Origin of the sequence: Pantoea sp. CFSAN033090 (assembly GCF_001264395.1) — a bacterium.
GTDB classification, from domain to species: domain Bacteria; phylum Pseudomonadota; class Gammaproteobacteria; order Enterobacterales; family Enterobacteriaceae; genus Pantoea; species Pantoea agglomerans.
Window position 1 is genome coordinate 104789 of the sequence record NZ_LGYX01000007.1, and the last position, 21919, is coordinate 126707.

Consider the following 21919-nt stretch of genomic DNA (forward strand, 5'->3'; position numbering starts at 1 on the left):
CGGAGAACATCTGAATATGCCCCGTGCAGGTTTTCTGCTCACCCGCCACTGGCGCGACAGCCCGCATGGCACCGAAATTATCCTCTGGCTCGCGACCGATGCGGGCGCGCAGCGCGTGGTGCTGCCGGTGCAGGAGTCCGTCGCGTTTATTCCTGAGGAATTTCAGGCGCAGGTCAGCGAATTACTGAAAGATGAACGTCAGTTTCGGATTCAGTCGCTGGCGCTGAAAGATTTTCGGCGTCGCCCGGTTTTCGGCCTCTACTGCCAGCAGAACCGCCAGCTACAGCGCATTGAAAAACGGCTGCGCGAAGAGGGTATTCCGGTCTATGAAGCCGATATCCGTCCGCCGGAGCGCTACCTGATGGAGCGTTTTATTACCGCGCCGGTCTGGTTTGACGGCGAGCAGCGCGGTGACTGCGTGGTCAATGCGCGGCTCAAACCCCATCCCGACTATCGCCCGCCGCTGAAATGGGTCTCGCTGGACATTGAAACCACTCAGCATGGCGAGCTTTACTGCATCGGGCTGGAGGGGTGCGGTCAGCGGCAGGTCTTTATGCTCGGCCCGGCCAACGGTGATGCCAGCACGCTGGATTTCGAGCTGATCTATCTCGACAGCCGGCCGCAGTTACTTGAAGCGCTGAACCAGTGGTTTGCAGAGCATGATCCGGATGTCTTAATTGGCTGGAACGTCGTGCAGTTTGACCTGCGGGTATTACAAAAGCATGCCGATCGTTACGGCATTCCGCTGCGTCTGGGACGCCAGCAGGCCGCGCTGGAGTGGCGTGAACATGGCTTCAAACCCGGCGTATTTTTCGCTCAGGCCAGTGGCCGGTTGATTATTGATGGCATTGACGCGCTGAAATCGGCGTTCTGGGATTTTCCCTCATTCAGCCTCGAGTCGGTGTCGCAGCAACTGCTGGGAGAAGGGAAAGCGATTGATAATCCCTGGCAGCGTATGGAGGAGATCAACTGGCGTTTTGCCAACGATAAACCGGCGCTGGCGCGCTACAACCTGAAAGACTGCGAACTGGTGACGCGCATTTTTCACAAAACGGCGATTATGCCGTTTCTGCTGGAACGCGCGGCGGTCAATGGACTGGCGGTGGATCGCCACGGCGGTTCGGTAGCGGCCTTTGGTCATCTCTATATTCCGCGGATGCATCGCGCCGGGTTTGTCGCCCCGAACATGGGTGATGTGGCCCCGGAAGCCAGTCCTGGCGGTTATGTGATGGATTCGCGCCCCGGCCTGTATGACTCAGTGCTGGTGCTGGATTACAAAAGCCTCTACCCGTCGATTATCCGCACCTTCCTGATCGACCCGGTGGGTCTGGTGGAAGGGCTGGCCCATCCTGATGATGCCGATTCGATTGAGGGTTTCCGTGAAGCGCGTTTTTCGCGGCATACCCACTGCCTGCCTGCGATAGTTGAACAGATCTGGCTGGGTCGCGAAGCGGCGAAAAAGCAGAATAATCAGCCGCTGTCCCAGGCGCTGAAAATCATCATGAACGCCTTTTATGGCGTGCTCGGCACCAGCGCCTGCCGCTTCTTTGATCCGCGGCTCGCCTCTTCTATTACGCTGCGCGGTCACGCCATCATGCAGCAGACCCGAACGCTGATTGAGGCGGAAGGCTACGACGTCATCTATGGCGACACCGACTCCACCTTTGTCTGGCTGAAGTCGGCGCACAGTGAAGAAGATGCCGCCGCGATTGGTCAGCAGCTGGTGCAGAAAGTGAACGCCTGGTGGCGCGACCATCTGCAGCAGACGCAGGGGCTGACCAGCACACTGGAACTGGAGTATGAAAACCACTTCTGCCGTTTTCTGATGCCCACCATTCGCGGCGCGGAACAGGGCAGCAAGAAACGCTACGCCGGACTGATTCGTGACGCCGCCGGTGAGCGCATGGTCTTTAAGGGGCTGGAGTCGGTGCGTACAGACTGGACGCCGCTGGCAAAAGCATTCCAGCAGCAGCTCTACCACCGTATCTTCCACCGTCAGCCGTGGCAGGATTATATCCGTACAACCGTGGCGCAGTTGCTGGCGGGTGAACTCGACGATCAGCTGATCTACAAAAAGCGGCTGCGGCGTCCGCTGAAAGAATATGAACGAAACGTGCCCCCGCACGTGCGCGCCGCCAGGCTGGCCGATGAGCACAATCGTAAATTAAACCGGCCCTTGCAGTACCAGAATGGTGGCCGGATCCGTTATGTCATCGCCACCGCAGGCCCCGAGCCACTGGAGGCGCGCAGCACGCCGCTGGACTATGACCACTACGTGACGAAGCAACTTCAGCCGGTTGCAGAGGGGATTCTGCCTTTTGTCGAGGGGGACTTTGCTACACTTATTACCGGACAGCTGGGGCTTTTTTGACAGGTGACGAACGTCCTGCCATCCAGTACCATAGCGCCCTTCCTGAAACTCACCGCTCTTATGTACGCTCCAGGCCTTGTTGTCTGGCGGTAACGCTATTGCCTGAGCTTTGGGAACACCTCTAAAAACGTTAAAATTCGAGCAAAAAATATATGGTTTTTACATTAGGTCAGCGCTGGATTAGTGATACGGAAAGTGAACTGGGACTGGGCACCGTGGTGGCGATCGATACCCGCATGATCACCCTGCTGTTTCCGGCCACGGGGGAAAACCGCCTCTACGCCCGCAACGATTCGCCGGTTACCCGCGTCATCTTTAATCCGGGTGATACCATCACCAGCCACGAAGGCTGGCAGATGCGCGTCGATGAAGTACGCAACGAAAATGACCTGATGACCTATATCGGTACCCGTCTGGATACCGAAGAGAGCGAAGTGATGCTGCGCGAAGTCATGCTCGACAGCAAGCTGGTGTTCAGTAAGCCGCAGGATCGCCTGTTTGCCGGCCAGCTCGACCGGATGGATCGTTTTGCCCTGCGCTTCCGCGCCCGTAAATACCAGAGTGAGCAATATCGCCTGCCAATCAGCGGCTTACGCGGCATGCGCACCAATCTGATCCCTCACCAGCTGCATATCGCCCACGATGTCGGCCGCCGCCATGCGCCGCGCGTCCTGCTGGCCGATGAAGTTGGCCTGGGTAAAACTATTGAAGCCGGGATGATCATCCAGCAGCAGCTGCTGGCTGGCCGCGCCGATCGCGTCCTGATCGTGGTGCCTGAAACTTTACAGCATCAGTGGCTGGTCGAGATGCTGCGACGCTTCAACCTGCGCTTTGCGCTGTTTGATGACGACCGCTATACCGAAGCGCAGCACGACAGCGATAACCCGTTTGAAACAGAGCAGCTGATTATCTGCTCACTGGACTTCGTGCGCCGTAACAAGCAGCGTCTTGAGATGCTGGCCGATGCCGAATGGGATCTGCTGGTGGTCGATGAAGCGCACCATCTGGCCTGGTCAGAAGGCGAGCCCAGCCGTGAATATCAGGTTATCGAACAGCTGGCTGAGAAAACCGCCGGGGTTCTGCTGCTGACCGCAACGCCGGAGCAGTTGGGCATGGAGAGTCACTTCGCCCGTCTGCGTCTGCTCGACCCTAATCGTTTCCATGACTTTGCCGCCTTTGTTGAAGAGCAGCAGCATTTCCGTCCGATTGCCGATGCCGTCACCGCGCTGCTGGCCGATAAAGCGATCTCCCAGGAGGAGATGAACCGGATCAACGATCTGGTCGGCGAGCAGGATATTGAGCCACTGCTGCAGGTCGCCAACAGCGACCGTGACGGCAAGCTGGAGGCGCGTCAGGAGCTGATCTCCATGCTGATGGACCGCCACGGCACCAGCCGCGTGCTGTTCCGTAACACCCGTAACGGGGTTAAAGGCTTCCCGAAACGCGAACTGCACCAGATCCGCCTGCCGCTGCCTGCGCAGTATCAGACGGCGATTAAAGTCTCAGGCATTATGGGCGCGCGCAAAAGTGCAGAAGAGCGGGCGCGTGACCTGCTCTATCCGGAGCAGATTTATCAGGAATTTGAAGGCGACAGCGGCACCTGGTGGAACTTCGATCCGCGCGTGGAATGGCTGATGGGCTATCTCACCACCAACCGCAAAGAGAAAGTGCTGGTGATCTGCGCCAAAGCGGCCACCGCGCTGCAGCTGGAGCAGGTACTGCGTGAACGCGAAGGTATCCGTGCAGCGGTGTTCCACGAAGGTCTGTCGATCATTGAACGTGACCGTGCTGCCGCCTGGTTCGCCTCAGAAGAGAATGGCGCGCAGGTGCTGTTGTGCTCCGAGATCGGTTCTGAAGGCCGTAACTTCCAGTTTGCCAGCCGTCTGGTGATGTTCGACCTGCCGTTTAACCCGGACCTGCTGGAGCAGCGTATCGGTCGTCTGGATCGTATTGGCCAGGCGCACGACATCCAGATTCTGGTGCCGTGGCTGGAGCAGACCGCACAGGCGGTGCTGCTGCGCTGGTATCACGAAGGGCTGGACGCGTTTGAACATACCTGCCCGACCGGCCGGACAATCTATGACAGCGTCCATTCGCAACTGATCGGCTATCTGGCCGCGCCGGAAAACAGCGAAGGTTTTGATGCGTTTATCACCGACTGCCGTAAACAGCATGACGCGCTGAAACTGCAGCTGGAACAGGGTCGCGATCGCCTGCTGGAGCTGAACTCCAACGGCGGCGAATCGGCTCAGCTACTGGCCAATGCCATCAGCGAGCAGGATAACGACACCGGTCTGGTGAACTTCGCGCTCAACCTGTTTGATATCGTTGGTATCAATCAGGAAGATCGCAGCGATAACCTGATCGTGCTGACCCCTTCCGACCACATGCTGGTGCCCGATTTCCCTGGCCTGCCGGAAGATGGCTGCACCATTACCTTCAACCGCGATCAGGCGCTGTCACGCGAAGATACCCAGTTCATTACCTGGGAACATCCGCTGATCCGCAACGGTCTGGATCTGATTCTGTCGGGCGATACCGGCAGCAGCGCACTGTCACTGCTGAAGAACAAGGCGCTGCCGGTGGGGACGCTGCTGGTCGAGCTGATCTATGTGGTTGAAGCGCAGGCACCGAAGCATCTGCAACTGACCCGCTTCCTGCCGCCAACGCCAATCCGTCTGCTGATGGATACTAAAGGCACTAACCTGGCGGACAAAGTGGAGTTCGAAAGCTTTAACCGTCAGCTGAATGCGGTTAACCGTCATACCGCCAGTAAACTGGTGAATGCGGTGCAGCAGGATGTGCATGCGATTCTGACCCAGGGCGAAGAGAGTGTGGTCAGCGAAGCGCGTGCGGTGATTGATGCAGCGCGTGCCGAAGCGAACGAGAAGCTGGGCGCAGAACTCTCCCGTCTCAACGCGCTGAAAGCGGTGAATCCGAACATCCGTGACGATGAAGTCGAGGCGCTGGAAAGCAACCGTGAACAGGTGCTGGAAAGTCTCGATCAGGCCAACTGGCGTCTCGACGCACTGCGCCTGATTGTGGTGACACACCAGTAAGCTCAGGGGCCTGGATGAATCTGGCCGCAACTGAGAAACTCAACACGCAGGGAACAGGGGCAGAGGAGGAAAGCGTCCCGCGCCATGGACAAAAACGCCAGGAGCGTTTTTGAACAACGCAACGCGTTGGCCCGGCAACGGGCGCACCTCAGGGATGAGGTGCGTAATCGCGCGGGCCGAGCTTGTCAGGGATGACAGCTTTTGCGTCTTTCCGATCTGACCGTGTTTCCTGCGCTGGCACGCAATCACAGCTAAGCGGGCCAGACTTTGTCTACAATCTCAGCCGCATGGCCCCTTATTTTTGGAAAGCCCCATGGAACCTTACAATCCACCGCGTGAACCCTGGCTGCACATCCTTTATCAGGATGCGCACATCATGGTGGTGAACAAACCCAGCGGTCTGCTCTCGGTACCCGGTCGGCTGGACGAACATAAAGATAGCGTGATGACGCGGGTTCAGCGTGATTTCCCGCAGGCTGAATCTGTCCACCGACTGGATATGGCGACCAGCGGCGTGATGGTCGTGGCGCTGACTAAGGCTGCTGAGCGCGAGCTGAAACGACAGTTCCGTGAGCGGGAGCCTTCCAAGACTTACGTGGCCTGCATCTGGGGTCATCCGGCGAAGGAAGAGGGATTGGTTGACCTGCCGCTGATTTGCGACTGGCCAAATCGTCCGAAGCAGATGGTCTGCTTCGAGACCGGCAAAGCCGCGCAGACGGAATATCAGGTGCTGGAATATCGTGCGGATAACAGTGCGCGTGTTTCGCTGAAACCGATTACCGGCCGCTCACACCAGCTGCGGGTGCATATGCTGGCGCTGGGCCATCCGATTCTGGGGGATAACTTCTATGCGCATCCGGAGGCCAAAGCGATGGCGCCCCGTTTACTGCTGCATGCGGAGTCACTGACCATTACCCATCCGGCATTTGGTAACGCCATGACGTTTCGTCAGCCCGCCGATTTTTAAGGTTTACTGCTCGCCTGTCACCGTGGCCTCCTCTGTTGCAGAAGCGGCCACGGAACATGGTGTTTACTTAAAGCCTTTCTCTTTGCGAATCAGATCGTACGCCGCCTGAATTTCCTGCGCTTTCTGCTTCGCCATCTCCATCATCTCTGGCGGTAACCCTTTCGCTACCAGCTTGTCAGGATGATGTTCGCTCATGAGTTTGCGGTAGGCGCGTTTGATGGTGGTGGCGTCATCGCTACTCTTCACACCCAGCACGCTACAGGCATCTTCCAGCGTTGGCCCGCGTTGCGCCTGCTGAAAACCGCCTGAACTGCGCTGACCACCGCCAAACTGCTGGCCACCTTCCATCATGCGCAGGAACTGATCGAACTGACCGCGTGAAATGCCCAGCTCTTCGGCAATCACATAGAGCACCTGTCGCTCATTGGGATGCAGTGAACCGTCGGCAAAGGCGGCCTGAATCTGGATCTCCAGGAACATCCGAATCAGATCAAACCGGCCAAAACAGGCGCTGCGCAGTTCACGCAGTTTGCTGCGTAACGGATAATCCGCCTGCTTGCCTTCGCGGAACGCGCGCTGGGCAGCCGTGCGAGAGTCACCGTGCAGCTGCATCCGCTCCATTAACAGCGAAGCAATCTGAATATCCGCTTCCGTGACGCGCCCTTTTGACTTGGTCAGATGGCCCATCACCTGAAAGGTGGTGCTGAAAAACAGCGTCTGTCGGGTCTGATTATTTGAGAAGTAAGCCTTGCCTTGCGCGCCGCGTACTTTGTCAATCATATGGCCAATGATCAAACCGATCACAATACCCCAAAAGCCTGCGCCGGAAAGTAATCCCACCGCCAGACCCACAACTTTTCCCCAGTAGCGCATAAACTCCTCAATTCGCCATGCTTGCGGCTGAAAATTGCATTATCATACCTGTCATTTATCTCAGCGCCTAACGGCAACGCTGACTGACCAGGATTAACACTGGCGCAACGCCGGGCAGTAAGTTAGTCTCTGACCCGATTGTCGGCATGATGCCAGTTTTCATGGAATTCTCGATACCGCGTATGAAAAAACATATACCTACCCTGCTGGCCACACTGATCGGCGCAGCCATTAGCCAGCAAGCCTTTGCCGACGATTTGATGTCGCAGTGTATGTTAGGCGTGCCGAGTTATAACCGCCCGCTGGTGAATGGCGATACGAATCAGATGCCCGTCACCATTCACTCCGACGCCGCCAAAGGGAACTATCCCAATGATGCGGTATTCACCGGTAATGTGAATATTGAGCAGGGCAACAGCCGTATGCAGGCGGATGAAGTCCAGCTTCATCAGCGTCAGCAGGAAGGCCAGACCGCGCCCGTACGTACCGTCGATGCGCTGGGTAATGTGCACTACGATGACAATCAGGTCATCCTGAAAGGTCCGAAAGCCTGGTCAAACCTCAACAGCAAAGATACCAACGTCTGGAATGGTCAGTACCAGATGGTAGATCGTCAGGGACGCGGCGTCGCAGATCAGATGAAGCTGCGCGGCGATAACCGCTACACCATTCTGGAAAACGGTACCTTTACCTCCTGTCTGCCCGGCTCCAACAGCTGGAGCGTGGTGGGTTCAGAGGTCATCCAGGATCGCGAAGAGGAAGTGGCGGAGATCTGGAACGCCCGCTTTAAGATCGGATCCGTTCCGGTGTTCTACAGCCCCTATCTGCAGTTACCGATTGGCGATCGTCGCCGCTCCGGTTTCCTGATCCCGAATGCAAAATATGGCAGCAACAACGGCTTTGAGTTCACACTGCCCTATTACTGGAACATCGCGCCGCAGGCCGATGCGACCATCACGCCGCACTACATGAGTAAGCGCGGCATGCAGTTTGAAAACGAATTCCGTTATCTGACCACGCTGGGTGCAGGTCTGGTTGAATTCGACTACCTCGGCTCGGACAAACAGTACGATAACGACAAAGCGGTGCGTGGCATCGCCGAAAATGACAGCTCCGATCGCTGGCTGTTCTACTGGCGTCATGCCGGTGTCTATGACCAGAACTGGCGTTTCAGCGCGGACTATACCAAGGTCAGTGATAAGTACTACTTCAACGATCTCGACTCGAAGTACTACAGCTCCACCGACAACTACGCCACGCAGAAATTCAGCATCGGCTATGCGGACACCAACTGGGACGCCACGCTCTCCACCAAAGATTTCCAGGTGTTCGGCGATACCACCAGCAATAACGTCTACCGCGCCATGCCGCAGCTGGACGTCAATCTCTATCAGAACGATATCGGCCCGTTTGATGGCCGGGTTTATGCCCAGGCGGTGAAGTTCACCAATGTCAGCAGCCGCTATCCCGAAGCGACCCGTTTACATGTTGAGCCAACGCTGAACCTGCCGCTGTCAAACGGCTGGGCCAGCCTGGATACCGAAGCGAAGTTCCTGGCGACCCACTATCAGCAGACTGACGTTGATTTCTATAACAACGCTGCCAATGGTCTCAGGGGTGATAAGAGCGGCGAACTGGATGAGTCTGTCAACCGCACCCTGCCGCAATTTAAAGTTGATGGTCGTCTGGTGTTTGACCGCGATATGAACTCGGCGGTGGGTTATACCCAGACGCTGGAACCGCGCGTGCAGTACCTTTATATCCCGTATCGTAATCAGAGCAATATCTATCCGTACGACTCAACGTTGCTGCAAACCGACTACACCGGTCTGTTCCGCGATCGTACTTATAGCGGCCTGGATCGCATCGCTTCCGCCAATGAAGTGGCTACCGGCGTCACCTCGCGTATTTATGATAACGATCTGGTTGAACGTTTTAACGTTTCTGTAGGTCAAATCTACTCGTTTACCCCTTCTCGTACTGGTGTGAATCAAACCAGTAAAGAAGATGATACCGGCAGCCTGATCTGGGCTGGCGATACATACTGGAAAATCAGCGATCGCTGGGGCGTCCGTGGTGGGCTGCAATATGACACCAAACTCGACAACGTCTCCCAGGGCAATACCGTACTGGAATACCGTCGTGATGCCGACCGCATGGTGCAGCTGAGCTACCGTTACAGCAGCCCGGAGTATGTTGCGACCGCGCTGAACGATAGCAGCCTGGTCACGAATCCTATCTACAAAAATGGGATTTCACAGGTAGGTACCACGGCCAGCTGGCCGATTGCCGACGCATGGTCTGTGGTAGGCGCTTACTACTACGATACCCGCAACACGCGTCCGGCTTCACAACTGGTTGGCCTGCAATACAGCTCATGCTGTTACGCTATCCGGGTCGGTTACGAACGCAAAATTAACGGTTGGGAAAACAACGACAGTAAGTACGACAACCAAATCTCATTCAACATTGAGCTGCGTGGTCTGAGTCCGAACTATGGCTTAGGCACCAACGATATGCTGCGTCAGGGCATTATCCCTTACCAGCCTGCTTTCTGATGTTGTGATGTTTGACAGGCAATCCCGCAGTGCGGAACCAACAATGGATAAAGTATGAAGAACTGGAGAATGCTGATTCTTGGTGTGGCAATCAGTGCCAACACCGCGTTCGCAGCACCACAAGTCGTTGATAAAGTTGCAGCCGTGGTCAATAACGGCGTGGTTCTTGAGAGTGACGTGGATGGCATGATGAGCACCGTTAAATCTCAGGCCCAGCAGGCTGGTCAGCAGCTGCCGGATGATAAAACGTTACGCCATCAGATTCTGGAACGTCAGATCATGGACAACATCATTCTGCAGATGGGTGATAAAGCGGGAATTCAGATCAGCGACGAGCAGCTGGACCAGGCTATTCAGAACATCGCTGCGCAGAACAAGATGAGCCTTGATCAGCTGCGTAGCCGTCTGGCTTATGACGGCATGAACTACAGCGTGTATCGTTCTCAGATCCGCAAAGAGATGACTATCGCCGAAGTGCGCAACAACGAAGTGCGTCGTCGTGTCACGATTCTGCCGCAGGAAGTGGATACGCTTGCTACCCAGATCGGCTCTCAGAACAGCCAGGGTACTGAACTGAACGTCAGTCATATTTTGCTGCCGCTGCCGGAAAACCCGACGCAACAGCAGGTTGATGAGCAGGAAACGCTGGCGAAACAGCTGGTTGGCGAACTGAAAAATGGCGCTGACTTCGGCAAGATGGCCGTGACCTACTCTGCCGACTCTCAGGCGCTGAAAGGCGGCAACATGGGCTGGGGTAAAATCGAAGAGTTACCAACCCTGTTTGCTCAGGCACTCTCGAGCGCCAAAAAAGGCGATATCGTCGGGCCGGTGCGCTCTGGTGTGGGCTTCCACATCCTGAAAGTGAACGACCTGCGTGGCGAGAGCAAAAATGTCTCGGTCACCGAAGTCCATTCGCGTCACATTCTGCTGAAGCCATCGCCGATCCTGACAGACGATCAGGCACGCGCGCAGCTGGAGCAGATTGCTAACGATATCCGCAGTGGCAAAACCACCTTTGCGGCGGCGGCTAAACAGTACTCTGACGATCCGGGTTCGGCGAACCAGGGCGGCGACCTCGGCTGGACCTCTCCGGAAGTCTTTGATCCGGCGTTCCGTGACGCGCTGCTGCGCCTGCAGAAAGGCCAGACCAGCCAGCCGGTTCACTCCTCTTTCGGCTGGCATCTGATTCAGTTGCTGGATACCCGTCAGGTAGATAAAACCGATGCGGCCCAGAAAGAGCGTGCTTACCGTATGCTGTTTAACCGTAAGTTCGCGGAAGAAGCGCAGACCTGGATGCAGGAACAGCGTGCCAGTGCCTACGTGAAGATTCTGGATGGCAATGCGCAGTAATGCCCGTGTGGTGATCACGCCCGGCGAACCTGCCGGGATTGGTCCCGATCTTACCGTTCAGCTGGCCCAGCAGTCGTGGCCGGTTGAACTGGTGGTCTGTGCCTCGCCTGCCCTGTTGCAGCAGCGTGCGGCGCAACTCGGTCTGCCGCTGACCCTGCGGCCCTACCGGCCTGGTGTGGCAGCCGAGCCACAGCAGGCGGGTACACTGACTATCCTGCCAATTGAAACGGCAGCGCCGGTCACACCCGGCGAGCTTTGTGTTGCCAACAGCGACTATGTGCTGGCCACGCTGACGCGCGCCTGCGACGGTTGTCTCGACGGTGAATTCGCTGCCCTGATTACCGGCCCGGTGCATAAAGGCGTGATTAACGATGCAGGCATCGCCTTTACCGGCCATACCGAATTCTTCGCCGATCGCGCAGGCGGCCATCGGGTGGTCATGATGCTGGCGACAGAAGAGCTACGAGTCGCACTAGCCACCACCCATCTGCCGCTGAAAGATGTGCCCGCTGCGGTAACCCGTGAATGTCTGCATGAAGTGATTACGATTCTGCATCGTGATCTGCAGCAGAAGTTTGCGATTGCCGAGCCGCATATTTACGTCTGTGGTCTTAACCCTCATGCCGGCGAAAGCGGTCACATGGGTCGGGAAGAGATCGAGACCATCACGCCGGCACTCAATGAACTGCGTCAGCAGGGCATTAATCTGACCGGCCCGCTGCCTGCGGATACCCTTTTCCAGCCCAAATATCTGCAATACGCCGATGCGGTGCTGGCGATGTATCACGACCAGGGCCTGCCGGTACTCAAATTTCAGGGGTTTGGCCGGGCGGTAAATATCACCCTGGGCCTGCCCTTTATCCGGACTTCAGTTGACCACGGCACCGCGCTTGAACTCGCTGGTCTGGGTCAGGCTGAACCGGGCAGCTTCATCACGGCGCTTAACCTCGCCATCACTATGATCAAGAGCAGTAATGAATAATCGCGTCCATCAGGGGCACTACGCCCGTAAACGTTTCGGGCAGAACTTCCTGAACGATCAGTACATTATCGACAGCATTGTCTCCGCCATCCATCCTCAGCGCGACGAAGCGCTGGTGGAGATCGGCCCAGGCCTGGGTGCCTTAACCGAGCCGGTAGGCGAACGCCTCGATAAATTAACGGTGATAGAGCTGGACCGCGATCTCGCTGCGCGTCTGGAAACGCATCCGTTCCTTGGCCCGAAACTGACTATCTTCCAGCAGGATGCCATGACCTTCGACTTCGCCGCGCTGGCGCAGGAGAGAGGGCAGCCGCTGCGGGTATTTGGTAACCTGCCGTACAATATTTCGACCCCGCTGATGTTCCACCTTTTCAGCTATACTGGTTCGATCAAAGATATGCACTTCATGCTGCAGAAAGAGGTGGTTAATCGTCTGGTTGCCGGTCCGGGTAACAAGACTTATGGTCGTCTGACGGTGATGGCGCAGTACTACTGCCAGATCATTCCGGTGCTGGAAGTGCCTCCGCACTCTTTCACGCCACCACCGAAAGTGGACTCTGCCGTGGTGCGTCTGGTGCCGTATGCCGAGCCGCCATATCCGGTCAGCGATGTGCGTATCCTGAGCCGTATTACCACTGAAGCGTTCGGCCAGCGTCGTAAAACGCTGCGCAACAGCCTGAGCCACATGGTGGCCGCCGGTGCGCTGGAAGAGTTATCCATAGATCCAACCCTGCGTGCCGAGAACGTCTCGGTGGCGCAATATTGTCAGCTGGCGAACTGGCTGGCGAATCATCAGGGAAAATCGCAGGAGTAAGTCATGAGTGAAACGGCCCGCGTCTCCGTCCATGTGCAAAGCCAGTACGTCGCCTCACAATCCTCACCGGATGATGATCGCTACGTCTTCGCCTATACCATTACGATACGCAATCTGGGCCGTTCCTCAGTGCAACTGCTGGGACGCTACTGGTTGATTACCAACGGTAACGGCCGCGAAACGGAAGTTCAGGGTGAAGGCGTGGTCGGTGAACAGCCGCTTATCGCGCCAGGCAATGAATTTCAGTACACCAGCGGTGCCGTGATCGAAACACCGATGGGCACCATGCAGGGGCACTATGTGATGGTCGACGAACAGGGCGACACTTTTCACGTAGAGATCCCGGTGTTCCGCCTCGCCATTCAGACCCACATTCATTGATTCACACGCTTTTTGCCCGTTAAGTCGGGCACCTTCCTGATGGATAAAACGTTATGAGCACATACCTGATTGGCGACGTTCACGGTTGCTACGATGAATTACGTGCATTGCTGCAACAGGTCGACTTCAATCCTGAACAGGATACCCTGTGGCTGACCGGCGACTTAGTGGCGCGCGGTCCTGGCTCACTGGAAGTCTTACGCTACGTAAAATCGCTGGGCGACGCGGTGCGTCTGGTGCTGGGCAATCACGACTTGCATCTGCTGGCGGTCTACGCCGGCATCAGCCGTAACAAGCCTAAAGATCGCCTGACCCCGTTGCTGGAAGCGGATGATGCGGATGAGCTGATCAACTGGCTGCGTCGTCAGCCGCTGTTACAGGTTGATGAAGAGAAAAAGCTGGTGATGGGACACGCCGGTATCACGCCGCAATGGGATATTGAGACCGCGAAAAAGTGCGCGCGTGAAGTCGAAGCGGTTCTCGCCAGCGACAGTTATCCGCTGTTCCTGGATGCCATGTATGGCGACATGCCGAACAACTGGAGTGAGGATCTGACCGGCCTGGCGCGTCTGCGCTTCAGCACCAACGCCCTCACCCGCATGCGCTACTGCTTCCCTAACGGCCAGCTGGACATGATCTGCAAAGATGCCCCGGAATCGGCGCTTCCGCCGCTGAAACCCTGGTTTAACATTGAGGGGCCGGTCGCACGTGATTACACCATCGTCTTTGGTCACTGGGCCTCGCTGGAAGGCAAAGGCACGCCAGAGGGCATTATCGGGCTGGATACCGGCTGCTGCTGGGGCGGAACGCTGACCCTGCTGCACTGGGAGACACAACGCTATGTGGTGCAACCTTCTAATCGCGAAAAAGCACTGGCCTCCAGCGAAAGTCTGGCACCGCCCACGCTATAACGGCGATGCTGGCCATCAGGCCAGCATCCTGTTTTATGCGCCGATAATGCCGCCATCTTCACGGGTGATCATAATCACCGACGACCGCGGACGCGGACTGTTGTCTGGGAAATGCGAGTCACCCTCTTCGCCGGGATGCTGCACATTCACGAACAGCGTTTTGTAATCGGGCGTGAAGGTAATACCGGTCAGCTCGCACGATTTTGGACCGACCATAAACCGGCGGATCTCGCCACTATCAGGATCACCCACCAGCATCTGATTATTCCCCTGCCCCTGATAATCCTCTTTGTTGCTGTATTTGCCATCGGTCAGGATCCATAACCGCCCCTGCGCATCAAACCCCAGCCCATCCGGACTGTTAAAGGTATTCTCCGCGGTGATGTTCGGTGTGCCACGATAGATCCCCTCAGGATGCGCTATCGGGTTGCCACACAGCGCATAGATATCCCACTCAAACGTCTGCGCGGTAGCATCGCCCTTCTCATCCCAGCGAATAATCTGACCGTAGATATTTTTTGGCCGCGGATTCGCTGCATTGACCGGCATGCCTTCATTTCCGCGCTTGTTGTTGTTGGTCAGGGTGCAGTAGGCACGGCCGTCATGCGGGTTAACCGCAATCCACTCCGGCCGGTCCATTCGCGTTGCGTTGACCACATCTGCCGCGGCACGCGCATTGATCAAAACATCTGCCTGGCTATTGAATCCCTTTTCAGCGGTGAGTCCATTTTCGCCCCACTTCAGCGCCAGCCAGCGCCCGGTGCCTTTAAGCGGCGTGCCCTGCGCATCGCCGTTGAACTGCGCCACATAGAGCGTGCCCTTATCAAGCAGTCCGTGATTGGCTTTAGCATCATCCGGAGTGACCTTGTCATCTGAGACAAATTTATAGATATACTCGCCGCGCTCGTCGTCGCCCATATAAACCACCAGCTGGCCGGTTTTCGCGACCGTCACGGCGGCATTCTCGTGCTTGAAGCGGCCCAGCGCGGTCCGCTTTACCGGCACGGAGTGAGGATCGAAAGGATCGATTTCGACAATCCAGCCGTGACGGTTGAATTCGTTGGGATTCTTAGCGATATCGAAGCGGGGATCAAAGTCGGCCCAGTTGCGCTCCGGCTCAGCGGCATTCAGGGTATAGCGCTTCTGCTGTGGGGTCGGCGTAAAGTCCGCCTGATGGGTGCCAAAGTAGGTGTCGTAGTTCTCTTCACAGGTGAGATAGGTGCCCCACGGCGTTTTGCCGTTGGCGCAGTTACCAAAGGTGCCCAGGACATTCATTCCCTGCGGATCGGCGGCAGTCTGCAGCGCTTTATCCCCCGCTGCCGGACCGGAGAAGCGCATCGGGGTATTGGCGGTAATGCGGCGGTTATAGTCAGAAGGACGTACCACCTGCCAGCGATTGTCCTCACCTCGTTTGACTTCAACGATGGAGATACCGTGCGCCGCCTGCGACTTTTTGACATCTTCCAGGCTGGTCGCTTTACTGCCGCCGTGGGCGAACAGCGTCGGCTCATTCACATATTCATTGTTAATCGCCATCACGCCGCGATGGTCATTAATCGCGAAGAAGCTCATACCGTCGTTGTTGTCACCGAACTGCTTTTCCTGGTCTTCGGCGCTGTTGTTGCCCTGCGGATCAAACGCGGCTGCGCCATTCACCAGCGGATCACCCCAGGAGATCAACACGTCGGCGCGATAGCCAGGGGCTACCACAATCTCATCGGCCGTGGACGCGGCAATCGCCTGAAAGCCCAGCAGTGGGCTGCCCGCAGGCTTCTCCTGCGCCAGTGCACTGCCCGAGAGCGTCAGGCCGCCGCTGAGAAAGCCGGTCAGGCCGATAGCACCGGAACCGGCAAGGAATTTACGACGCAGTGGATCAGGCAGGCGGTCAGTGCTTAATGCAGAGAGTTCGATTTTCATTAGTGATTGCTTCCTTTGTGTCGATCCCAGAAAAGAAGCAATGCTAATGAATAAAGATGACAGCCAGGTTACAGCCCGGCAGGGGGGATTAGCGACGACGGTCAAGGATCTCAAAGCAGTAGCTGTGGGAATTTTGCTCGTCAGCGTCGTGGAATTCGCTGAACGTTGACTGCCACTCATCCGGCTCGTAATCCGGAAACTGCGTATCACCTTCGACTTCCGCATCAATGTGCGTCAGATAGAGACGATCGGCACGCTTCAGCATCTGCTCATAGACGCGGCCACCGCCAATCACCATGATCTCTTCAGCGTCACCGGCTGCCTGTAACGCCTCATCCAGCGAAGTGACCCAGGTAACGCCTTCGGTGGTGCCCGGCTGGCTGCTGACCACGATATTCAGTCGGCCAGGTAACGGACGGCCAATAGATTCAAAGGTCAGTCGGCCCATAATCACCGGTTTCTTCAGCGTATGGCGCTTGAACCACGCCAGATCTGCAGGCAGGTCCCACGGCATGGCGTTCTCCATTCCAATAATGCGATCTGCTGCTAATGCCGCGATAAGACTAATCATGTTAACCACTCACTGAAAAAAATTGGCGCCATGATACGTAAAGGTGAAACTTTCGTCGATAGGGGGAAAGGTCTAATTGCGTAAAGCTTTTCATGACGTCGTTTTTCAAGGCCTGTGCAGCGTTTTTCACCGCCTAATCGCGTCAGTTTGCCGCAGCTCGCCAGCGATCGGCCTTATGCTGGCACAAAAGTCGTGCGCAAAAGAAAACGGCTCCCGGAGGAGCCGTCAGGGTTATCAGAAGTCGTAGCGCAGACGCACCAGATTCATATCACCCAGGTTATCGGTGCTGGAGGTAAACACATGTTCGTAATCGACACGGAAACCGTAGTCGAGGAACAGCACCACACCCAGACCGTTGTCGATGCGCTGATAATCACGGCCTGTCGCATACTCAATGCGATCGCCCATGACATATGGCTGTACCGCTTTCAGACCATACTGCCCCACCGGAATCTTGTAACCGGCGAAATATTCAATGCCCCACGCGTCGCCGGCAAAGTAGTCATGCACATCTTTGCGTTTGGTGGTCATGAAGTTCTCATACCAGCCACCGCCGGCTGACAACGTCCAGTTACCTGGAGTCCAGCTCAGCGCGGTGCCGTAAATGTTCTGATCGTAATCGCGGCTGTCGCCGTTGTTCGGGTTACGCATCGCCGCGCGGGTGTAGTTCCACGCCGTGCCCCAGCTCAGATCGTCCGTGATGTGGTAGTCCACACCCAGCGAGCCGCCGCCTTTGCGCTTATAGCGCAGGCCGTTGCCTGGCAGATACTCGTTATCTTCGAACAGATAAGAGGCGTAAAGATCCGCATCGCCGAAGCTGTTTTTATACTTCAGCTGTTTGCGTGAGCGGTAAGATCCGTCGTAGTCGCCGTTGATCCCGTTACCCGGAGCCTGGCCGACCATGTCGTAATCCCAGATATCGGTCTTGGCGCCCACGGTATCGTAATAGACGCTGTTCTGCTGACCAAAGGTAAGCTGGCCCCAGGTTTTGCTTTTCAGACCGGTGTAGAGCTGACGACGCGTGGTGTTATTGGCACCGTCCGCATAGTGACGATCCCAGCTGAAGACCGCCGGGACGTTAACGCCCAGCTCGTAGTAGCTGATCCAGCTGACGTCATCAAACAGGTAGTAGTCAGCGCCGAAACGGAAACGGGTGCCGCCGTCAAAACCGTCGCGCTTGTAGGATTTGTCATCCACGCCGGTCTGATGATTGAACTGAGCACGAATGCTGCCGCCAAAAGTAAAGTTAAGACGGCTAAGCGGATCGCCTGCCTGCGGATCCTGTTTTAACAGGGTAATTTCCGCCTGGCTGGCGAAAGGAAGAATTGCCATCAGTGCAGCCACTGCACTCAGAGAAAAAGTATGCATTTTCATTTTTTATTTATGTCCTGATACGCTCCAGTGATGAGCGGCAGGCATAGTACTGACGAAAAATCCGCACAGGAAGTGTTTATATTATAAATTTGTGCGAACCGGCCTTATTCGCACCTATAGCTAAAAAATTAAGCCAAATCAGTCACTTTAACGCAAACTCTTTGCTTTCCCTGGACCCTTTTTTCGGATTATCGCCAATAAGATGGTCAAAAAAAACGGCTCCCGCAGGAGCCGTTCAGACAGCTGACAAATTCAATTCAGGTTTTTTTTCCACAATGCATAGGCTCAACGCGCAGGGAACACGGGCAGAAGAGGAAAGCGTCCCGCGCCATGGACAAAAACGTCAGGAGCGTTTTTGAACAACGCAACGCGTTGGCCCGGCTACGGGCGCACCTCAGGGATGAGGTGCGTAATCGCGCGGGCCGAGCGGCCAGGGATTGGCTTAAGCGACTTTCCGATCTGACCGTGTTCCCTTCGCAGGCTCGATCTCACAGCTGACCGGGCCAGATTTTGGTCAAAAAAAACGGCTCCCGCAGGAGCCGTTTTTCACATTACATCGCCTTACATCGCCTTGATCTGGGCATGCATCTCCTGAACGGAGATAACCTGTTCCGTCGGGTCAGCATTCAGCGCCATCGCGGTGGCGAAGCCGCCGTTCAGCGTGGTGTCGTAGTGCACTTTATACTGCAGAGCACTGCGGCGAATCAGTTTCGAATCTTCAATCGCCTGACGACCCGCCGTGGTATTGACGATGTAGCTATACTCGCCGTTCTTCAGACGGTCCTGAATGTGCGGACGCCCTTCGTGCACCTTGTTCACCAGGCGCGGATTGATGCCCGCTTCGCCCAGCACAACCGCCGTGCCGTGAGTCGCATCCAGTTCGAAACCAAACTTCTGCAGCTTAGCGGCCAGGTCGACAATACGTTTCTTGTCGCCTTCACGCACCGACAGCAGCGCACGGCCCGACTTCTTCATGTTGCTCTGTGCGCCCAGCATCGCTTTAGAAAACGCCTCAGCGAAGGTGCGGCCCACGCCCATGACTTCACCGGTAGAGCGCATTTCTGGCCCCAGAATCGGGTCAACGCCCTGGAACTTGTTAAACGGCAGCACCACTTCTTTGACAGAGTAGTAAGGCGGAATCACCTCTTCAGTGACGCCCTGCTCTGCCAGCGTTTTGCCTGCCATCACGCGCGCGGCAACTTTCGCCAGCGGGACACCGGTCGCTTTAGAGACGAACGGCACGGTACGCGCCGCACGAGGGTTAACTTCGATCAGGTAGACTTCGTTGTCTTTCACCGCGAACTGGACGTTCATCAGGCCACGAACATTCAGCTCAAACGCCAGCTTCTCAACCTGCTGGCGCATCACATTCTGAATCTCCTGACTCAGGGTGTAAGCCGGCAGTGAACAGGCGGAGTCACCGGAGTGAACGCCAGCCTGCTCGATGTGTTCCATGATGCCGCCAATCAGCACCCGCTCACCGTCGCAAATCGCATCAACATCCACTTCGACCGCATCATCCAGGAAGCGATCCAGCAGCACCGGTGCATCGTTGGAAACCGAGACCGCCGTCTGGAAGTAGCGCTTGAGGTCGATCTCGTCGTAGACGATCTCCATGGCGCGGCCACCCAGCACATAAGAAGGGCGCACCACCAGCGGATAACCCAGACCCGCGGCTTTCTCAACCGCCTGCTCCAGTGTGGCCACCGTGGCGTTGGCGGGTTGCTTCAGGTTCAGGCGATCAACCGCCTGCTGGAAACGTTCACGGTCTTCAGCACGGTCGATGGAATCCGGGCTGGTGCCGATAACCGGTACGCCTGCGGCTTCCAGGGCACGCGCCAGTTTCAGCGGAGTCTGACCGCCATACTGCACAATCACACCTTTTGGCTGCTCAATGCGCACAATCTCCAGCACATCTTCCAGCGTGACCGGCTCGAAGTAGAGGCGATCAGAGGTGTCGTAATCGGTCGAGACTGTTTCCGGGTTACAGTTGACCATAATGGTCTGGTAACCATCTTCACGCAGCGCCAGGGCGGCGTGAACGCAGCAATAGTCGAATTCGATGCCCTGACCGATACGGTTTGGCCCACCGCCCAGAATCATGATTTTTTCGCGATCCGGACTTGGATTAGCTTCGCACTCCTCCTCATAGGTGGAGTACATATAGGCGGTGTCTGTCGCGAACTCTGCGGCGCAGGTATCCACGCGCTTGTAAACCGGGTGCAGGTTAAACTGCTGACGCAGCTTGCGGATTTCGCTCTCTGCCACGCCCGCCAGTGTCGCCAGCCGTGCATCAGCAAAGCCTTTACGCTTCAGGGCGCGCAGGAACGTCTCATCCAGGCTATTAACCCCTTCACGGGCAACCTGCTCTTCCAGCCGCACCAGCTCTTCAATCTGCACCAGGAACCAGCGGTCAATATTGGTCAGGTTGAACACGCCATCCACTGACATGCCGGCACGGAAGGCGTCCGCGATGTACCAGATGCGGTCTGAACCGGCATCTTTCAGCTCACGGCGGATGCGGGTTAATGCTTCCGGGTCGTCGAGGTGGACTTTCGGGTCGAAGCCGTTAGCGCCTACTTCCAGGCCGCGCAGCGCTTTCTGCATGGATTCCTGGAAAGTACGACCAATTGCCATCACTTCCCCGACCGACTTCATCTGCGTGGTCAGGCGATCGTTGGCACCGGCAAATTTTTCGAAGTTGAAACGCGGGATCTTGGTGACAACGTAGTCGATGGAAGGCTCGAACGAGGCTGGCGTTAAACCGCCGGTGATATCATTCATCAGCTCGTCGAGGGTATAGCCGACCGCCAGTTTGGCCGCCACTTTAGCAATCGGGAAACCGGTCGCTTTGGAGGCCAGCGCCGAGGAGCGTGACACGCGCGGGTTCATCTCAATGACAATCAGTCGGCCATCTTTCGGGTTAACCGAGAACTGCACGTTGGAGCCACCGGTTTCAACACCGATCTCACGCAGTACCGCCAGCGAGGCGTTACGCATGATCTGATACTCTTTGTCGGTCAGCGTCTGGGCAGGTGCCACCGTGATGGAGTCACCGGTGTGGATCCCCATCGCATCGAAGTTTTCAATTGAGCAGACGATGATGCAGTTGTCGTTTTTATCGCGCACCACTTCCATCTCATACTCTTTCCAGCCAATCAGCGACTCATCAATCAGCAGCTCATTGGTCGGTGAGAGGTCCAGACCGCGTTCGCAAATCTCTTCAAACTCTTCGCGGTTGTAGGCGATGCCGCCACCGGTTCCGCCCATAGTAAATGAGGGACGGATAATGCAGGGGAAACCGACATCTTCAGCCACGGCCAGCGCTTCTTCCATGGTGTGCGCAATGCCGGAGCGCGCGGTATCCAGACCGATGCTTTTCATCGCCACGTCGAAACGACGACGATCTTCTGCTTTGTCGATCGCATCAGCCGTTGCGCCGATCATGGTGACGCCAAACTCTTCCAGCACGCCATGACGTTCCAGCTCCAGCGCACAGTTCAGCGCTGTCTGACCGCCCATGGTCGGCAGTACCGCGTCCGGGCGCTCTTTTTCGATGATTTTGCGCACCACTTCCCAGTGAATCGGCTCAATGTAAGTCGCATCAGCCATTTCCGGGTCGGTCATGATCGTCGCCGGGTTGGAGTTCACCAGAATGACGCGGTAACCCTCTTCACGCAGCGCTTTACACGCCTGCGCACCGGAATAGTCAAATTCGCAGGCCTGGCCGATCACAATCGGACCGGCACCAAGAATCAGGATGGATTTTAGGTCTGTACGTTTTGGCATGA

At 56.5% G+C, this 21919-nt stretch carries 14 protein-coding genes; 9 read left to right on the top strand and 5 right to left on the bottom strand.

What is annotated here, in order from left to right; genetic code table 11:
* Nucleotides 1–10 precede the first annotated feature (10 nt).
* The 3 genes from polB to rluA all read left to right on the top strand — a co-directional run bounded on the left by polB (nucleotide 11) and on the right by rluA (nucleotide 6397).
* Nucleotides 11–2371, top strand: coding sequence for a DNA polymerase II (polB, locus tag AFL22_RS07350; protein WP_156311582.1), 2361 nt, complete (start codon nucleotides 11–13; stop codon nucleotides 2369–2371).
* A 152-nt stretch (nucleotides 2372–2523) separates the two neighbouring features.
* Nucleotides 2524–5430, top strand: coding sequence for an RNA polymerase-associated protein RapA (rapA, locus tag AFL22_RS07355; RefSeq protein WP_010253817.1), 2907 nt, complete (start codon nucleotides 2524–2526; stop codon nucleotides 5428–5430).
* A 313-nt stretch (nucleotides 5431–5743) separates the two neighbouring features.
* Nucleotides 5744–6397 carry a bifunctional tRNA pseudouridine(32) synthase/23S rRNA pseudouridine(746) synthase RluA gene (gene rluA, locus AFL22_RS07360; protein WP_010253813.1) on the top strand — a complete coding sequence of 218 codons (654 nt, stop codon included), beginning with the start codon at nucleotides 5744–5746 and terminating at the stop codon, nucleotides 6395–6397.
* Between the two features lie 63 nt (nucleotides 6398–6460).
* On the opposite strand, the gene djlA is transcribed toward rluA, so the two are convergent.
* The gene (gene djlA, locus AFL22_RS07365; RefSeq protein ID WP_010253811.1) at nucleotides 6461–7270 is read right to left on the bottom strand and encodes a co-chaperone DjlA; all 810 of its coding nucleotides are present in this window, start codon (nucleotides 7268–7270) and stop codon (nucleotides 6461–6463) included.
* Between the two features lie 182 nt (nucleotides 7271–7452).
* Here djlA and lptD point away from each other — a divergent pair, with 182 nt between their 5' ends.
* Genes lptD through apaH form a run of 6 tightly spaced genes read left to right on the top strand, consistent with a single transcriptional unit; the run spans nucleotide 7453 to nucleotide 14266 of the window.
* Complete coding sequence (gene lptD, locus AFL22_RS07370; protein WP_052271117.1) at nucleotides 7453–9828, top strand: LPS assembly protein LptD; 2376 nt, start codon at nucleotides 7453–7455, stop codon at nucleotides 9826–9828.
* A gap of 54 nt (nucleotides 9829–9882) precedes the next feature.
* The gene (surA, locus tag AFL22_RS07375; protein WP_010253800.1) at nucleotides 9883–11178 is read left to right on the top strand and encodes a peptidylprolyl isomerase SurA; all 1296 of its coding nucleotides are present in this window, start codon (nucleotides 9883–9885) and stop codon (nucleotides 11176–11178) included.
* Nucleotides 11168–12160 (top strand): 4-hydroxythreonine-4-phosphate dehydrogenase PdxA, encoded by a 993-nt coding sequence (gene pdxA, locus AFL22_RS07380; RefSeq protein ID WP_052271212.1) that lies wholly within the window; start codon nucleotides 11168–11170, stop codon nucleotides 12158–12160. Before surA ends, pdxA begins: the two co-directional genes overlap by 11 nt.
* Entirely contained in the window at nucleotides 12153–12974 is an 822-nt protein-coding gene (rsmA, locus tag AFL22_RS07385; RefSeq protein WP_003854805.1) for a 16S rRNA (adenine(1518)-N(6)/adenine(1519)-N(6))-dimethyltransferase RsmA, read from the top strand. Before pdxA ends, rsmA begins: the two co-directional genes overlap by 8 nt.
* A gap of 3 nt (nucleotides 12975–12977) precedes the next feature.
* Nucleotides 12978–13355: a Co2+/Mg2+ efflux protein ApaG gene (gene apaG / locus AFL22_RS07390; protein ID WP_003854807.1), complete on the top strand. Its 378-nt coding sequence runs from the start codon at nucleotides 12978–12980 to the stop codon at nucleotides 13353–13355.
* A gap of 53 nt (nucleotides 13356–13408) precedes the next feature.
* Nucleotides 13409–14266 (top strand): bis(5'-nucleosyl)-tetraphosphatase (symmetrical) ApaH, encoded by an 858-nt coding sequence (gene apaH, locus AFL22_RS07395; protein WP_033787393.1) that lies wholly within the window; start codon nucleotides 13409–13411, stop codon nucleotides 14264–14266.
* A 33-nt stretch (nucleotides 14267–14299) separates the two neighbouring features.
* Here the strand turns inward: apaH and AFL22_RS07400 are convergent, their stop codons facing one another.
* From AFL22_RS07400 to carB, 4 genes are all read right to left on the bottom strand, one after another.
* The gene (locus AFL22_RS07400) at nucleotides 14300–16183 is read right to left on the bottom strand and encodes a PhoX family phosphatase (protein WP_033770950.1); all 1884 of its coding nucleotides are present in this window, start codon (nucleotides 16181–16183) and stop codon (nucleotides 14300–14302) included.
* Nucleotides 16184–16271: 88 nt separating this feature from the next.
* A complete protein-coding gene (folA, locus tag AFL22_RS07405; protein ID WP_010253752.1) occupies nucleotides 16272–16754 on the bottom strand; it encodes a type 3 dihydrofolate reductase in 483 nt (160 codons plus the stop codon).
* 234 nt (nucleotides 16755–16988) lie between these two features.
* Complete coding sequence (locus AFL22_RS07410) at nucleotides 16989–18128, bottom strand: porin (protein WP_052271118.1); 1140 nt, start codon at nucleotides 18126–18128, stop codon at nucleotides 16989–16991.
* Between the two features lie 561 nt (nucleotides 18129–18689).
* Complete coding sequence (carB, locus tag AFL22_RS07415; protein ID WP_010253739.1) at nucleotides 18690–21917, bottom strand: carbamoyl-phosphate synthase large subunit; 3228 nt, start codon at nucleotides 21915–21917, stop codon at nucleotides 18690–18692.
* Between the last annotated feature and the right edge of the window lie 2 nt (nucleotides 21918–21919).

What these genes read in the sequence shown, in the direction of transcription:
- AFL22_RS07400 (WP_033770950.1), bottom strand. Translation starts at nt 16,183, where the DNA reads ATGAAAATCGAACTCTCTGCATTAAGCACTGACCGCCTGCCTGATCCA.
- carB (WP_010253739.1), bottom strand. Translation starts at nt 21,917, where the DNA reads ATGCCAAAACGTACAGACCTAAAATCCATCCTGATTCTTGGTGCCGGT.
- apaH (WP_033787393.1), top strand. Translation starts at nt 13,409, where the DNA reads ATGAGCACATACCTGATTGGCGACGTTCACGGTTGCTACGATGAATTA.
- djlA (WP_010253811.1), bottom strand. Translation starts at nt 7,270, where the DNA reads ATGCGCTACTGGGGAAAAGTTGTGGGTCTGGCGGTGGGATTACTTTCC.
- lptD (WP_052271117.1), top strand. Translation starts at nt 7,453, where the DNA reads ATGAAAAAACATATACCTACCCTGCTGGCCACACTGATCGGCGCAGCC.
- rapA (WP_010253817.1), top strand. Translation starts at nt 2,524, where the DNA reads ATGGTTTTTACATTAGGTCAGCGCTGGATTAGTGATACGGAAAGTGAA.
- rsmA (WP_003854805.1), top strand. Translation starts at nt 12,153, where the DNA reads ATGAATAATCGCGTCCATCAGGGGCACTACGCCCGTAAACGTTTCGGG.
- apaG (WP_003854807.1), top strand. Translation starts at nt 12,978, where the DNA reads ATGAGTGAAACGGCCCGCGTCTCCGTCCATGTGCAAAGCCAGTACGTC.
- folA (WP_010253752.1), bottom strand. Translation starts at nt 16,754, where the DNA reads ATGATTAGTCTTATCGCGGCATTAGCAGCAGATCGCATTATTGGAATG.
- AFL22_RS07410 (WP_052271118.1), bottom strand. Translation starts at nt 18,128, where the DNA reads ATGAAAATGCATACTTTTTCTCTGAGTGCAGTGGCTGCACTGATGGCA.
- rluA (WP_010253813.1), top strand. Translation starts at nt 5,744, where the DNA reads ATGGAACCTTACAATCCACCGCGTGAACCCTGGCTGCACATCCTTTAT.
- surA (WP_010253800.1), top strand. Translation starts at nt 9,883, where the DNA reads ATGAAGAACTGGAGAATGCTGATTCTTGGTGTGGCAATCAGTGCCAAC.
- pdxA (WP_052271212.1), top strand. Translation starts at nt 11,168, where the DNA reads ATGCGCAGTAATGCCCGTGTGGTGATCACGCCCGGCGAACCTGCCGGG.